This is a genomic window from Streptomyces sp. E2N166 (assembly GCF_003671715.1).
GTDB classification, from domain to species: Bacteria; Actinomycetota; Actinomycetes; order Streptomycetales; family Streptomycetaceae; genus Streptomyces; species Streptomyces thinghirensis.
Genome location: NZ_RAIF01000032.1, coordinates 547,991 through 562,289, shown reverse-complemented (window position 1 = coordinate 562,289; position 14,299 = coordinate 547,991). Strand labels below are relative to the sequence as shown.

General features: G+C 71.9%; 11 protein-coding genes and 2 pseudogenes. 2 read left to right on the top strand and 11 right to left on the bottom strand.

Annotation, left to right across the window (positions count from 1 at the left end; translation table 11 throughout):
• The 3 genes and pseudogenes from EBH09_RS29700 to EBH09_RS39330 all read right to left on the bottom strand — a co-directional run.
• Nucleotides 1–1,067: gamma-glutamyltransferase (locus EBH09_RS29700; RefSeq protein ID WP_238697471.1), on the bottom strand; the 1,067-nt coding region annotated here is incomplete at its 3' end.
• 450 nt (nucleotides 1,068–1,517) lie between these two features.
• Nucleotides 1,518–2,090, bottom strand: a complete 573-nt coding sequence (locus tag EBH09_RS29690; RefSeq protein WP_121749987.1) for a DM13 domain-containing protein — start codon at nucleotides 2,088–2,090, stop codon at nucleotides 1,518–1,520.
• A 174-nt stretch (nucleotides 2,091–2,264) separates the two neighbouring features.
• A pseudogene (locus tag EBH09_RS39330) lies at nucleotides 2,265–2,557 on the bottom strand (AraC family transcriptional regulator); the annotation flags it as partial.
• 71 nt (nucleotides 2,558–2,628) lie between these two features.
• Between EBH09_RS39330 and EBH09_RS29680 the strand changes: the two are divergent.
• On the top strand, nucleotides 2,629–3,693 hold the full coding sequence (locus EBH09_RS29680) for a biotin/lipoate A/B protein ligase family protein (protein ID WP_121749986.1): 1,065 nt from the start codon (nucleotides 2,629–2,631) through the stop codon (nucleotides 3,691–3,693).
• Nucleotides 3,694–4,066: 373 nt separating this feature from the next.
• Nucleotides 4,067–4,729, top strand: coding sequence for a hypothetical protein (locus tag EBH09_RS29670; RefSeq protein ID WP_121749984.1), 663 nt, complete (start codon nucleotides 4,067–4,069; stop codon nucleotides 4,727–4,729).
• Here the strand turns inward: EBH09_RS29670 and EBH09_RS29665 are convergent.
• From EBH09_RS29665 to EBH09_RS29630, 8 genes and pseudogenes are all read right to left on the bottom strand, one after another.
• Nucleotides 4,720–6,264 carry an NCS1 family nucleobase:cation symporter-1 gene (locus tag EBH09_RS29665; RefSeq protein WP_121749983.1) on the bottom strand — a complete coding sequence of 515 codons (1,545 nt, stop codon included), beginning with the start codon at nucleotides 6,262–6,264 and terminating at the stop codon, nucleotides 4,720–4,722. The two genes, EBH09_RS29670 and EBH09_RS29665, sit on opposite strands and share 10 nt — an antisense overlap.
• Nucleotides 6,265–6,380: 116 nt before the next feature.
• A complete protein-coding gene (locus EBH09_RS29660) occupies nucleotides 6,381–7,403 on the bottom strand; it encodes a TIGR03842 family LLM class F420-dependent oxidoreductase (protein ID WP_121749982.1) in 1,023 nt (340 codons plus the stop codon).
• Nucleotides 7,404–7,414: 11 nt separating this feature from the next.
• Nucleotides 7,415–8,815 (bottom strand): dihydropyrimidinase, encoded by a 1,401-nt coding sequence (hydA, locus tag EBH09_RS29655; RefSeq protein WP_121749981.1) that lies wholly within the window; start codon nucleotides 8,813–8,815, stop codon nucleotides 7,415–7,417.
• A gap of 102 nt (nucleotides 8,816–8,917) precedes the next feature.
• A complete protein-coding gene (locus EBH09_RS29650; protein WP_121749980.1) occupies nucleotides 8,918–9,760 on the bottom strand; it encodes a nitrilase-related carbon-nitrogen hydrolase in 843 nt (280 codons plus the stop codon).
• Between the two features lie 114 nt (nucleotides 9,761–9,874).
• Entirely contained in the window at nucleotides 9,875–11,488 is a 1,614-nt protein-coding gene (locus EBH09_RS29645; RefSeq protein ID WP_121749979.1) for a PucR family transcriptional regulator, read from the bottom strand.
• 31 nt (nucleotides 11,489–11,519) lie between these two features.
• Nucleotides 11,520–12,803 (bottom strand): aspartate aminotransferase family protein, encoded by a 1,284-nt coding sequence (locus tag EBH09_RS29640; protein ID WP_121749978.1) that lies wholly within the window; start codon nucleotides 12,801–12,803, stop codon nucleotides 11,520–11,522.
• Nucleotides 12,800–13,642: a nitrilase-related carbon-nitrogen hydrolase gene (locus EBH09_RS29635; RefSeq protein WP_121749977.1), complete on the bottom strand. Its 843-nt coding sequence runs from the start codon at nucleotides 13,640–13,642 to the stop codon at nucleotides 12,800–12,802. Before EBH09_RS29635 ends, EBH09_RS29640 begins: the two co-directional genes overlap by 4 nt.
• Before the next feature lie 178 nt (nucleotides 13,643–13,820).
• Nucleotides 13,821–14,299, bottom strand: a pseudogene (locus EBH09_RS29630) (hypothetical protein); the annotation flags it as partial.

The following is a 14,299-nucleotide window of genomic DNA, read 5'->3' as shown; positions in this document are numbered from 1 at the left end:
TTGTACTCCGGCGACAGCAGGTCGTCCAGCGGCACCCCGGCCGCGCCGTCCGCGTCCCCGTACCAGGCCTCCCGGTCGGCCATGGCGAGCTTGCAGCCCTCGACCAGCAGGTGAACGTAGTCGGCGGAACCGTGGCGGGGCAGCTCGGGCGGGAGCAGCGCGAGTTGCTGGAGCAGGACGGGGCCCTGGCTCCAGGGGCCGGCCTTGCACACGGTCCAGCCGTTCCAGTCGTACGTCGCGGGAGCCTCGTAGGACGCGGACCAGCCGGCCAGGTCGGCGGCGGTGAGGGTGCCGGTGTGGCGCTCGCCGCTGGTGTCCATGGTGGGCCGCCCGGCCTGCCGCAGGAGGGCCTCGGCGACGAACCCGGTGCGCCAGACGTCCCGCGCCGCGTCGATCTCCGCCTCCCGGTCCCCCGCTCCGGCGGCGTCGGCGAGCAGCCGTTTCCAGGTGGCGGCGAGGGCGGGGTTGCGGAACAGCTCGCCGGGGCGCGGCGGGTGTCCGTCCGGCAGGTAGATCTCGGCCGAGGACGTCCACTCGGTCTGGAACAGCTCCCGCACGGTCTCGACGGTCTCCGTGAAACGCTCCACGGGCGCGTGTCCGTGCTCGGCGTAGGCGATGGCGTACTTCAGCACGTCGGCCAGCGGTTTGGTGCCGTGGTCGCGCAGCAGGAGCAGCCAGGCGTCGAAGGCACCGGGCACGGCGGCGGCGAGTGGTCCGGTGCCGGGGACGAGGTCCAGACCCAGCTCCTGGTAGTGCGCGACCGTCGCCCCGGCCGGTGCCACTCCCTGTCCGCACAGCACCCGCACCTCGCCGCCCGCGGGGGCGAGCAGGATCGGCACCTCACCGGCGGGCCCGTTGAGGTGCGGCTCGACGACGTGCAGCACGAAGGCACCGGCCACGGCTGCGTCGTAGGCGTTGCCCCCGTCCTCCAGCACCGCCATGGCCGACTGCGAGGCCAGCCAGTGGGTGGACGACACCATGCCGAAGGTTCCTTGAAGCGTGGGCCGGGTGCTGAAGATGCCTCTCACCTCGCTGTGTCCGCGTGCCGGAAAGGGAGGACCGGTCATCAGCGCGCGAGACGGGTCCCGGGGAGAATCCGGGGAGTTCGCGCCGGTGCCTCCCCGTCCGCTCCCCCGGCAGACTATCGCCCGCCACAGGATGATCTTTCGAGCACCCGTCCAAGCGGCTGAACCCGGTGCGCTGGAGCGTTGACAGACCGCGACGCCGTGTACGACAAGGGCGGCCGCGACGGTTCCCGGCCGGCCGCGGTGTCGTCCTTCGGTATCAGCGGAACCAACGCGCACATCGTGCTGAAGCAGCCCCCTCACCCTCCCCCGCGAGCCCGGCGCGCGGCCCGCCCGGCTCCGGCCGACGAGTCCGCCGCGCACCAACCCTTCGAGGCACCGCGGCTGTTCCCGCTGTCCGCCGGCGGTCCGCGGCCGGCCGGCCGACGTGCGGGCGGGCAGGCAGGCAGGCAGGCAGGCAGGGGAGACGCCGCCCGCTTCCGGCGGCAGGCATCAGACGCGGGCGAGTTCCGCGGCTCCGAAGGAGACGTCGAAGCGGTCGCACCAGATGCTCACGCTGGTGTACCGGGACAGGTCGACGTCATCGGGTACGACGTAGTTCTGGCTGCCCTTGTTGCCCTTGAGCTTGCCGAGGCTGACGTACTCACCGTCGTCGAAGAGGTGCCAGCCGGCCCGGCCCTCCCTCACCGGCGCGTCGGTCAGCCACACCCGCAGGTCCGGGCCGTTGCTGGTGTCCAGGTTCTCCAGCCGTACGACATGGGAGCCGTCGGCGAGCCTTACCAGCCCGACCGTGCCGGAAGTGCTGTGCTCGTGGCTGATCAGCTCGCCGCCCGCCAGTGTCCGGGGCCCTGCGGCCACGCTCGGCGACGGGGCCGGACCGGTGGCGGTGGCGTCGGGAGGGGAGGACGACGCCGGTTGCACGGCCGGCAGCGCCTCGTCCACGGTCTCGTCCTGCCACAGCTTCCACGGCTGGAACCAGTACAGCCCCAGGCCTGCCCCGGCGACGACCACCGCCAGCACCGCGACGACCAACCGCCTGCCCGGTCTCCTCAGCCCACGCGCCATGTCCCGCCCCGCCTTTCGATGATCCTTCGTCGACACCTCCATTCAACGCGGCCGGCGGCGCCAACAGGGGCCGAAAAGAATGACGGATCTCTTACGCCGCGTCGCCCACGGCCGGACCCGGGTCCACGGGGGCCGCCCGCGGCGGCGTGCGGCGTGCGGCGTGCGGCGTGTAGGTGACGTGGGCGGGTGCGCCGGCAGCGCCCGGGACGACGGCCGCAGGACGTCGAGGACCATCGTCTCGGTCACGGCCCGCAAGCGCGACGGCAGGTCCTCCTCCTCGAGCCGCTCCAGCGGGAGCCGGAGCAGCGGGGTGATGTCCACGGCGACCGGTACGCCGGACAGCGCCGACACCCTGCCGTGCCGTGCCGTGCCGTGCCGTGCCGGAAGAGGTGGGCCCGGTACGAGGTGCCCGCGACCGCGGAGGCGGAGTGCAGTTGCCCCGCCGGCATCCACAGTCCCGGCGAGGGGTGGAACGGCCCCGGGAACACCGTGAACGCCTCCGCTGTTGCCCCTCGTGTGCGGAAACGGAGGCGGATCGGTGCACGGTGAATACAAGATCCCCGGCGGCAAGCTGGTCGTCGTGGACGTGGCGGCCGAGGGCGGTGTGCTGCGGCACGTGCGCGTGGCGGGTGACTTCTTCCTGGAACCGGACGAGGCGCTGGACGCGGTGAACCGCGCGCTGGAGGGCGCCCCGGCGGACACCGACGCCACCGGCCTCGCCGCGCGGATCGACGCGGCGCTGCCCGAGGGCACCGTGATGTACGGGCTGACCTCGGAGGGCGTCGGCATCGCCGTGCGCCGGGCCCTGGCGCACGCCACGGACTGGACGGACTACGACTGGCAGCTGATCCACGAGGGCCCGCAGCCCCCGGCCCTGCACATGGCGCTGGACGAGGTGCTGACCGCCGAGGTCGCCGCCGGCCGGCGTCCGCCGACACTGCGGGTGTGGGAGTGGGGAGCCCCTGCGGTGATCATCGGCAGCTTCCAGTCGCTGCGCAACGAGGTGGACGCCGAGGGCGCCGCCCGCCACGGCGTCGAGGTGGTGCGCCGGATCTCCGGCGGCGGCGCCATGTTCGTGGAGCCCGGCAACACGATCACCTACTCGCTGTCCGTGCCGGAGGCCCTGGTGCAGGGGCTCTCCTTCCAGGACAGCTACGCCTACCTCGACGACTGGGTGCTCGGCGCCCTCGGTGAGATGGGGATCCGCGCCTGGTACCAGCCGCTGAACGACATCGCCACCGACCAGGGCAAGATCGCGGGAGCCGCCCAGAAGCGCGTCGTGGGGCCGGGCGGCGGTCCCGGCGCCGTGCTGCACCACGTGACCATGTCGTACGACATCGACGCGGACAAGATGCTGGAAGTGCTGCGCATCGGTCGGGAGAAGATGTCCGACAAGGGCATCAAGAGCGCGAGGAAGCGGGTGGACCCGCTGCGCCGGCAGACCGGGCTGGCGCGGGAGGCCGTCATCGAGCGGATGATCGAGTCGTTCGGCGGCCGATACGGGCTCGACCGGGGGAAGGTGACCGACGAGGAGCTGGCCCGGGCACGGGAGCTGGCCCGCACGAAGTTCGGCTCCGCCGGGTGGACGGCGCGCGTCCCCTAGCGAAGACGCGCCTCCACCAGCCCCGACTCGTAGGCGAACACCACGAGTTGGGCCCGGTCCCGGCGATGCCGTGGAGTTCCTCCTGTCGCGCGTGCCGGGCGGCGCGCTCCCCGCCTCCCGGCTCGCCGGTCCGGAGGAGGCCCTGCGCCCGTTCTGCACCGGCACCGGCACCGGCGTGCGGATTCGGGCCGACGTGTGGCTGGTGACGGCGGTCCGGCCTTACGCCCCGCCCGGACCAGGTGCTCCCGTTCGCCTGCGTCACCGCGCGGCCACGCACCGAGTTCGCCCTTCCGCCCCACGGGGAGTCGTGTGACACTGGCGTCCCGTCCGCAGTGCGGACCCTCTCCGCACCATCCCCCACGAGAAGTGCGCCGTGCGTTCTCTTCCCCTGCCGCTCGCCCTGACCGCGCGTCTGGCGCCGGTCGCCGTGCTCGCCACGGCGGGCTGGGCGCTGTCGTCCGGGCCGGACACGTCACCGGCCGCGAAGGACAAGACGCCGCCCCACACCACCGAACGGTCCGCCTCCGCACCGGCGACCGAGGCGGTGACGAAGACGTACGCCGCCGCTCCGGCACCCTGCGAGAGCCTGGCCGGGAAGACGGTCACCTCACTGGTGCCGGGTGCCAAGGCGGCCGGCAAGGAGATCCCGTCGACCGACACCGGCGTGCGCCGCACCTGCTCCTGGAACGCGCTCAAGGGGTACGAGTACCGGTGGCTCGACGTCTCCTTCGAGGTGATGGCGTCGGACGAGGCGGCGCTGAAGTCGTACGAGGAGCGGGTCGCCGACCGTAGCGGCGGTGGCGAGGTCCCGGGGCTCGGCGACGCGGCGTACTCCGTCGTGAACCTCACCACCGAGGACAAGCAGCAGACGCGCGAGGGCACCGTGCTGGTCCGCGCGTCCAACGCCCTGGTGATGATCACGTACAACGGCAGTGACTTCGAGTCGAAGAAGGCACCGAGTACGGAGACGATCAACAAGGGTGCCATCAAGGCGGCCAAGGAGGCGGTGGCCGCGCTGGAGGGCGGTCAGGGCTGAACCGGGCCGGCCGCCGTACGGGGCCGGGTGGCGGGCAGCAGCATCAGCGCCAGGTAGAGCACCGTGGAGGTGCCGAGGCCCACCGCCCAGCCGTAGTCGGCCAGCGGTTCCAGGAACGGCACGGGACGGCCGTCGATCAGGGGGTGGAAGTCGGCGCCCCCGATGGCCAGGACGCCACCGACGAGGAAGGCGACGACCGCCCGCCAGTTCCAGCCCCGGTCGTACCAGTAGCGTCCGCCCGTGCGGTACAGGTCGACGAGGTCGAGACGGGCGCGGCGCAGGATCCAGTAGTCCGCGATGAGGATGCCGGCGACCGTGCCGAGCAGCCCGCCGACCAGGCCGAGCCAGGTGAAGATGTAGCCCTGCGGGTCGGAGTACAGCTTCCACGGGAAGATCAGCACGGCGAGGACGCAGGTGATGAGCGCGCCGGCCCGGAAACTCACCTTGCGCGGGGCGACGTTGGAGAAGTCGAAGGCCGGTGAGACCAGGTTGGCGGCGATGTTCACGGACAGGGTCGCCACCAGGACGGTGACGAGGGCGAAGAGCAGCCCCACCGCGTTGTCCGTCTTCGCGGCGAGCTTCACCGGGTCCCAGATGGCCTCCCCGTACACGGCCTGCGAACCGGAGGTGACCATCACGGAGAGGAACGCGAACAGCGTCATGGTGGTCGGCAGTCCTAGGGCCTGACCGCGCGTCTGTGCCTTCTGGCTCTTTCCGTAGCGGGTGAAGTCCGGGATGTTGAGGGACAGCGTGGACCAGAAGCCGATCATGCCCATGAGGGAGGGCCAGAACAGCTTCCAGAAGTCGCCGCCCCAGCCCAGCTTCGACGGCTGGTCGAAGAGCGGGCCGAAGCCGCCCGCCTTGTCGGCCATCCACCACAGCATCACGAACGCGCCGACCAGCACGAAGGGCGCCGCCCAGTTCTCGAAGCGGCGGATCGTCTCCATGCCCCGGTAGATGACGGCGACCTGGATGGCCCAGAAGATCGCGAACGACAGCCACATCGTCCAGGCGTGGCCGCCGAACGTCGCCGCGTTCGTCCAGCCGTCGCCGATCAGCTTGCCGGCCAGGAAGTAGATCGCCTCGCCGCCGATCCAGGTCTGGATGCCGAACCAGCCGCACGCCACCAGCGCCCGCACGACGGCGGGCAGGTTGGCGCCCCGGATACCGAAGGAGGCACGGGCGAACACCGGGAAGGGGATGCCGTACTTGGGCCCCGCGTGCCCGGTGAGCAGCATCGGCAGGAGCACGATCACGTTGGCCAGGGCGATGGTGAACACCGCCTGCTTCCAGTCCATGCCAACGGCGATCAGACCGGAGGCCAGGGTCCAGGAGGCCGTGTTGTGGGCCATGCCGACCCACAGCGCGGAGAAGTTGTACGTGGTCCAGGTGCGCCCCCCGACGGGGACGGGCAGCAGGTCCTCGTTGGCGTAGGGGCCGCTCGGCGGCGGGGAGCCCGGGGCGAGCTCCACGCGCCCGTCGGGGAGGGTGACTTGGGCGGACGGCGGTATCGCCGTGGGAGCGGTGTCGGTCATGGGCAGGCCAATCGTGCGGTGGGACGGGAGAGGCCGTGCGGGCGGTGCCGAGGGGGGTGCGCGGGTGCGCCCCGGGCCCCCTCCCCGAGCGGGGAGGGGGACGTGGTGGGGTGGGGTCAGCCGTTGACGGCCGGGATCACCTTGGTGCCGTACGCGTCGATCACGGCTTCCTGCGCGTCGTGCATGCCGTAGAGGGCGAACTGGTCGACGCCGAGGGCGCGCAGGGCGTTCAGCTTCGCGACGTGCTTCTCGGCCGGCCCGATCAGACAGAACCGGTCGACGATCTCGTCCGGCACGAAACGGGTGTCCGGGTTGCCGCTGCGACCATGGTGGGCGTAGTCGTAGCCCTCACGGGCCTTGATGTAGTCCGTGAGTTCGTCGGGGACGGCGGCCGAGTGGGCGCCGTACTTCTCGACGAGGTCGGCCACGTGGTTGCCGACCATGCCGCCGAACCAGCGGCACTGCTCGCGCGCGTGGGCGAGCGCCTCGGGCGAGTCGTCGGCGGTGACGTAGGCCGGTGCGGCGACGCAGATCCTCACCTCGCCCGGGTCCCGCCCCGCGGCGACGGCGGCGTCCTTGACGGTCTTGACCATGTGCTCGGTCAGATGGAGGTCGGCGAGCTGGAGGATGAAGCCGTCGGCCTCCTCTCCGGTCATCTTCAGTGCCTTCGGTCCGTACGCGGCCATCCACACGGGCACTTCGGCGCCCGGCTCGATCCAGGGGAACCTGACGACGGTGCCGCCGCCGAGGTCGGCCTCCTCTCCCCTGCCCAGCGCCCGGATGACCCTCATGGCCCCGCTGATGCGGGCCAGGGTGTTGGGCTTGCGGCCGGCGACGCGCATCGCGGAATCGCCGCGGCCGATGCCGCAGACGGTGCGGTTGCCGAACATGTCGTTGAGGGTGGCGAAGGTGGAGGCGGTCACCTCCCAGGTGCGGGTGCCGGGGTTGGTGACCATCGGGCCGACCTTCAGTTTCGTGGTGCTGGCCAGGATCTGGCTGTAGATCACGAACGGCTCCTGCCAGAGCACGGCGGAGTCGAAGGTCCAGCCGTGGCTGAAGCCGTTGCTCTCCGCCCGCTTCATCAGGTCGACCACGCGGGAGGCGGGTGGGTCGGTCTGCAGGACGAGTCCGAAGTCCATGGGCGCGGCTCCTAGTTCAGGTACTGGCAGGTGGCGCGCGGGGTGTAGACGCCGTGGCCCTTGCGCCCGGTGTACTCCCGCTCGGTGACGACCGGTTCGCCGCGCGAGAGCACGGTCTCCACGCGGCCGGTGATCCGCTTGCCCTCGTACGCCGAGTAGTCGACGTTCATGTGATGGGTCTCGGCGGAGATGACCTGCTCGGCGTGCGGGTCGTAGACGACCACGTCGGCGTCGGCGCCCGGGGCGATGGTGCCCTTCTTCGGGTAGAGGCCGAACATGCGGGCCGGGGTGGCGCAGGCGATCTCGATCCAGCGGCGCCGGGAGATGTGCCCGTCGACGACGGCCTGGTGGAGCAGGTCCATGCGGTTCTCGACACCCGGCATGCCGTTGGGGATCTTGGAGAAGTCGCCCCGGCCCAGCTCCTTCTGGCCGCTGAAGCAGAAGGGGCAGTGGTCGGTGGAGACCACCTGGAGGTCGTTGGTCCGCAGGCCCCGCCACAGGGCCGCCTGGTGCTCGCGCGGGCGCAGCGGGGTGCTGCACACGTACTTGGCGCCCTCGAAGTCGGGCTCGGCGAGGTTGTCGGTGGACAGGAAGAGGTACTGCGGGCAGGTCTCGCCGAAGACGTTCAGGCCCTCGTCGCGGGCCCGGGTCAGCTCCGCGACCGCCTCCGTCGCGGAGACGTGCACGACGTACAGGGGCGCGCCGGCGACCTGGGCGAGCTTGATGGCGCGGTGGGTCGCCTCGGCCTCCAGGAGGGCCTTGCGGACCTCGCCGTGGTACCGCGGGTCGGTCTCGCCGCGGGCGAGGGCCTGCTCGACCAGGACGTCGATCGCGATGCCGTTCTCGGCGTGCATCATGATCAGGCCGCCGTTGTCGGCGGCGCGCTGCATGGCGCGCAGGATCTGGCCGTCGTCGGAGTAGAAGACACCGGGATAGGCCATGAACTGCTTGAAGGAGGTCACACCGTCCTCCACCAGCAGGTCCATCTCCTTGAGCGTCTTCTGGTTGACGTCGGAGACGATCATGTGGAAGGCGTAGTCGATCGCGCAGTTGCCCTCGGCCTTGGCGTGCCAGGCGTCCAGGCCCGAACGCAGGGAGTGTCCGGCGCTCTGGATGGCGAAGTCGACGATGGTGGTCGTGCCTCCCCAGGCGGCGGCCCGGGTGCCGGTCTCGAAGGTGTCGGCGGCGTAGGTGCCGCCGAAGGGCATCTCCATGTGGGTGTGGCCGTCGACGCCGCCCGGGATGACGTACTTGCCGCTCGCGTCGATGACCCTCTCGGCCGTGAAGGCCTCGGCGGCCGGGGTTCCGGTCGCGGCGAGGGCGGCGATGCGGCCGTCCTCGATCAGGACGTCGGCGTGGATCTCGTCGGACGCGGTGACGACGAGGCCGCCGCGAATTGCCGTACGGCTCATGGGGTCGCTCCTCGTTGTGGGTAAGTGACGGTTGCGGGTGGCCGGTCGCGCCCGCGCGGCGGCAGCCGCGAATCGAGCACGGCTCCGCGCCCCTTGAGTCGTCTAGGGAGTGGTCAGGGGTGCGTACGACGCAGGCGCGCGGTCGCGGTAGAACTGCCAGCGGTCTCGCACTTCTCGCAGCTTGGCCATATCCAGGTCCCGGACCACCAACTCGGTCTCCCTGTCGCTCGCGACCTCGCCGACGAAGCGCGCCTCGGGGTCGACGAAGTACGAGGTGCCGTAGAAGTCGTTGTCGCCGTACTCCTCCACGCCGACGCGGTTGATGGCGCCGACGAAGTACTCGTTGGCGACGGCCGCCGCCGGCTGCTCCAGCTGCCACAGGTAGCCGGACAGGCCGCGCGAGGTGGCCGACGGGTTGAAGACGACCTCCGCGCCTTCCAGGCCCAGCGCCCGCCAGCCCTCCGGGAAGTGCCGGTCGTAGCAGATGTAGACGCCGACCTTGCCGACTGCCGTGTCGAAGACCGGCCAGCCGGAGTTGCCGGGACGGAAGTAGAACTTCTCCCAGAAGCCGCGCACCTGCGGGATGTGCGTCTTGCGGTACTTGCCGAGATAGGAGCCGTCGGCGTCGATGACGGCGGCGGTGTTGTAGAGGACGCCGGGCTGCTCCTCCTCGTACACCGGGAGCACCAGGACGATGCCGTGCTCGCGGGCGAGCCGCTGGAAGCGCTCGACTACGGGGCCGTCGGGGACGCGCTCGGCGTAGGCGTAGAACTCGGGGTCCTGGACCTGGCAGAAGTACGGCCCGTAGAACAGCTCTTGGAAGCACATGACCTGTGCCCCCTGCGCGGCGGCGTCACGCACCGCCTGTTCGTGGACCTGGATCATCGATTCCTTGTCGCCCGTCCAGGCGGTCTGGAAGAGCGCGGCACGGATCACTCGGCTCATCTTCGGCCTCCACTCGCTCGGTGTGGCGCTCGGTGTACGGCGAGATTAGGGGCGGCGGACGGCCGGTCCGAGTGGCACGGTGTCACGTCTGCCGGGGTCGGGCATTGCACGGTGTCATCCCTGTTGTGCGTCGTGGGCGAGGAGCGCGATGTGGACGGAGGCGGCCTGCTCGAAGTCGTCGAGGTCGACGCCGAGGCGGCCCTGTATGGCCTCCAGACGGCGGTAGAGGGCGGGCCGGGAGACATGGTGGAGCTGGGCGGTGCGGGACTTGTTGCGGCCGGTGGCGAGGTAGGTGCGCAGCACGGACAGCAGGTCCTCGTCGGGGCCGCGCAGCAGCCCGTCCAGCTCCCGCTCGGCGAAGGACTGCACGCGGGGGTCGTCGCGCAGCAACCGGACCAGCCCGCGCAGGTGGATGTCGCGCAGCCGCACGACGGGCGGCGGGTCGAGGGCGGTCGCGGAGTCGGCCACGGCGTCGGCGACGTGCTGGGCCTCGCGCAGGCCGGCCGGTACGTCGTCCCAGGCGGCGCGGGCGTCGGCCGCCGCCACCACGGCGTGGGAGGACTCCGGCTCGGACCGCAGCCGGGCCGCGAAGTGGGCGGTCAGCGCCCTGGCGTCCTGGTCGGGGGCGAGGCTGAGCAGGACGGCGCCGGCACCGTCGGCGAGTTCCGCGACGATCCCGGGCAGGCCCAGCAGCCGCAGCACGCGGTTCAGCCTGGCGGGCTCCTGGTCGCGGACGACGAGCGGGACGAAGACGCGCCGGTTGACCGGTAGTCCGGCGGCGCGGGCCCGGGACAGGAGTTGCCGTGCCGGTACGGCACCGCTGACCAGGTCGGTGAGCAGGCTCCGCGCGGACTGCGCCTCCCAGGAGTCCCAGGAGCTGCCGGAGGTCCCGCAGCCTCCGGCGTGGGTGCCGTCGCCGCCGAGCATGCGGTGCAGGACGAGGGCCTCGGCGGCGCGGTCGGCGAGCAGCCGTCCGGCGGCCCGGTCACCGCGGTAGCCGCACAGCACCAGCCGCCCCCAGCGTTCCCCGCGGCCGCTCAGCTCGGCGCGGATCCAGCCGTCGGCGGTCCCGGCGCCGGCCTGGCGGGCGATGCGTTCCCAGTCCCGGAGCACGTCGTCGACCGCGGGCCGCTCCCCCGCCGTGGCGAGGACGCGGTGGGCGAGGTTGGTGACGACGACCGGGCAGCCGCCGTGCCGGGCCACCTCGTCGAGGAGGCGCTGCACCGGGGCGCCCGCGGTGATCAGTCCGGTCAGTTCGGTGCGTACGGCCTCGGAGAGGCTGACGGCGGCGAACTTGCGACGCAGCAGCCGGGACTGCACCTCCTCGGTCAGTTCGGCGAAGGGGAAGGGCCGGTGCAGGACGACCAGGGGCAGCCCGCACCGCTCGGCCGCCCGGCGCATCACGTCCGGCGGGGCGGGGAAGGCCCGGCCGAGACCGAGTACGACGGCCGCGGCCTCCGCGCGGTGCAGGGAGCGGATGTACTCACCCTGCTTGTCCTCGTCGCCGGCGAGCAGCACCCCGGTGGTGAGCACCATCTCGCCGCCGCTGAGCATCACTCCGACGTCGGCGGCCTCGGCGACGTGCACCCAGCGCACCGGCCGGTCGAGCCGGTGCGCGCCGGCCACCACCTCGGGCTGCCCGGCGAGCACCCGCTCCAGGGTGAGGACCTGACGGACCGACAGAGCGGGTTCCCAGGGCTGCCGGTCCTGGTCCCAGGTGGTGGTCATGGCGGCGCCTCCTCCGCTCGGGACGCGGCCGTCAGATGCTCCGCAGAGCGCGTTCGAGGATCGCGGCGCCCTCCTCGGCCTCCGCGACGGTGAGGGACATCGGCGGGGCGACGCGCAGGACGCTGGTGCCGTGGCCGCCGCCCTTGCCGATGAGCAACCCGCCCGCGCGGGCCTCCTCCAGCACGGTGGACGCGGCCTCGGGGGCGGCCTCGTCGGTGCCGGGCCGGGCCAGCTCGATGCCGATCATCAACCCGCGCCCGCGCACCTCCCGTACGTGCGGCACCCGGGCGGCGACGGCCCGCAGCCGTTCGATGAGCATGCCGCCGACGCGCCGGGCGTTGCCCTGGAGGTCGTGCTCCAGCAGGTACGTGAGGTTGGCGAGGCCGGCCGCCATGGTGACCTGGGTGCCGCCGAAGGTGGAGATGCTGTTCGCGTCCAGGCAGTTCATGATCTCAGCGCGGGCGATCACGCCGCCGACGGACATGCCGTTGCCGATGCCCTTGGCGAAGGTCACGATGTCCGGCGGGCCGCTGCGCCCGTGGGCCTGCCAGCCCCAGAAGTGCTCGCCGGTGCGGCCCCAGCCGGTCTGCACCTCGTCGGCGATCCACAGGATGCCCCGCTCGTGCAGCACCTCGCGGAACGCCGCGTACAGGCCGTCCGGCGGGGAGGTGAAGCCGCCCACGCCCTGGACGGGTTCGGCGATCAGCGCGGCCGGCGGGCGGGTGTGGCCGAGGAGGTCCTTGAGGTCCTCGACGCAGGCGTCGATGAAGTCGCGGTCGTCCAGGTGGGCGTAGGGGCCGCGGGTGCGCACGCCGCCGTGGACGTAGAGCGTCTGGAGCGGGGAGAGCGAGGTCGGGGACCAGCCGCGGTTGCCGGTGATGCCGACCGAGCTGAAGGAGCGGCCGTGGTAGCTGTTGCGCATCGCCAGGATGGTGTTGCTGCGCCGGTGGGCGGTGGCGAGCAGCAGCGCGGTGTCGTTGGCCTCGGTGCCGGAGGTGGTGAAGAAGACGCGGGCGTCCGGGATGCCGGAGACGTGGGCGACGCGCTCGGCCAGTTCGACCATGGGCCGGTTGAGGTAGAGCGTGGACGAGTGGATGATCCGCCCGGCCTGCTCGCTCACCGCCTTGGTCACCTCGGGCAGGGCGTGCGCGGTCATCGTGGTGAGGATGCCGCCGAAGAAGTCGAGGTACTTGTTGCCGGCGGCGTCCCAGACGTGGCGGCCCTCGCCGTGCGTGATCTCCAGCGGGTCCTCGTAGTACAGGGCGAGCCAGTCGGGCAGGACGGCGCGGTGCCGGCCGAACAGGTCCTTGGTCACGGCCGCACCAGCCCTTCGTAGGCGTCGGGGCGGCGGTCGCGGTAGAAGGCCCACTGCTGCCGCACCTCGTCGATGAGGTCGAAGTCGAGGTCGCGGACGACGAGTTCCTCCTCGGTGTCGCTGGCGGTCTCGCCGACGAACTGCCCGCGCGGGTCGACGAAGTACGACGTCCCGTAGAAGTCGTTGTCCCCGTACTCCTCCTGCCCGACCCGGTTGATCGCGGCGACGAAGTACTCGTTGGCGACGGCCGCGGCGGGCTGTTCGAGCCGCCACAGGTGGGCGGAGAGGCCGCGGTGGGTGGCGGAGGGGTTGTAGACCAGCTGGGCGCCGCCGAGGCCGAGTTGCCGCCAGCCCTCGGGAAAGTGCCGGTCGTAGCAGATGTAGACGCCGACCTTGCCGACGGCGGTGTCGAAGACGGGCCAGCCGAGATTGCCGGGACGGAAGTAGAACTTCTCCCAGAAGCCCTTCACCTGCGGGATGTGGTGCTTGCGGTACGTCCCGAGGACGGTGCCGTCGGCGTCGATCACGGCCGCGGTGTTGTAGTAGAAGCCGGACTGCTCGACCTCGAAGACGGGGACGACGATCACCATGCCGGTCTCGCGCGCGAGGGCCTGCATGCGCCGGGTGGTGGGGCCGTCGGGCACGGGCTCGGCCCAGCGGTAGTGCTCGGGGTCCTGGACCTGGCAGAAGTAGGGGGCGTTGAAGACTTCCTGGAAGCCGATGACCCTGGCCCCCCGCCGGGCCGCCTCGCGGGCGTGCTCCTCGTGTTTCGCCACCATGGACTCGGTGTCGCCGGTCCAGGTGGCCTGGACGAGCGCGGCACGTACGACGTTGGCCATGAGCTGCTCCTTCGACACGACGTCAGAGCCTCTACGCCCGTAGAGCAGGCAGTAGAGGGACGAACGTAAGCCTGGCCGGACGGGCTTGCCAAGACCATCGTCGCCAAGCCGCGGTGTCGATCGCGATTCGCACTCCTGTGGGTGAGTGCTGGGGCTGGTGGGGTGGCTGAGACGGGCATCAGGTGGCTAATCCGGCGACGCGCAGGGCGTGGACGAGGTCCCAGTGGCGTTCGTCGGACACTTCGCGGGCCGCCGCCAGCAGCAGCGGTACGAGGACCGGCGGGGCGGGTTCGACGCTGCGGGCGGCCTCTTCCGGGGTGCGGGCGCGGACACAGGCGTCGAGGAGCGCGCGGCCCTCGCGGTGTCGGCCCTCGGCGACCAGGCCGAGGACGGCCGCGCCGATCTCGGCGGCGGGACGTACCACGCCCTGCCGCAGGATCTGCTCCCCGTCGGCCCCGCGTCCGGCCGCGGTCAGCACGTCGGAGGCGGCGACCAGACTCTCGGCGGGCAGGGAGGCGGTCTCCCACAGCAGGGTCGCCCAGTCGGCGCCGAGTCCGGCCTGTTCCAGCCGCGCGGCGAGCAGCGGGAAGCGGGCGGCGGGCCCGTGCGCGGCCTCGGCCAGCAGGGCGTGCGCCTCCCCACTGCGCCCCTCGGCAC

Bases quoted from the DNA above. Each gene is read 5' to 3' on its own strand.
- EBH09_RS29665 (WP_121749983.1), bottom strand. From the start codon at position 6,264: ATGACCGACACCGCTCCCACGGCGATACCGCCGTCCGCCCAAGTCACC.
- EBH09_RS29650 (WP_121749980.1), bottom strand. From the start codon at position 9,760: ATGAGCCGAGTGATCCGTGCCGCGCTCTTCCAGACCGCCTGGACGGGC.
- EBH09_RS29645 (WP_121749979.1), bottom strand. From the start codon at position 11,488: ATGACCACCACCTGGGACCAGGACCGGCAGCCCTGGGAACCCGCTCTG.
- EBH09_RS29660 (WP_121749982.1), bottom strand. From the start codon at position 7,403: ATGGACTTCGGACTCGTCCTGCAGACCGACCCACCCGCCTCCCGCGTG.
- hydA (WP_121749981.1), bottom strand. From the start codon at position 8,815: ATGAGCCGTACGGCAATTCGCGGCGGCCTCGTCGTCACCGCGTCCGAC.
- EBH09_RS29635 (WP_121749977.1), bottom strand. From the start codon at position 13,642: ATGGCCAACGTCGTACGTGCCGCGCTCGTCCAGGCCACCTGGACCGGC.
- EBH09_RS29690 (WP_121749987.1), bottom strand. From the start codon at position 2,090: ATGGCGCGTGGGCTGAGGAGACCGGGCAGGCGGTTGGTCGTCGCGGTG.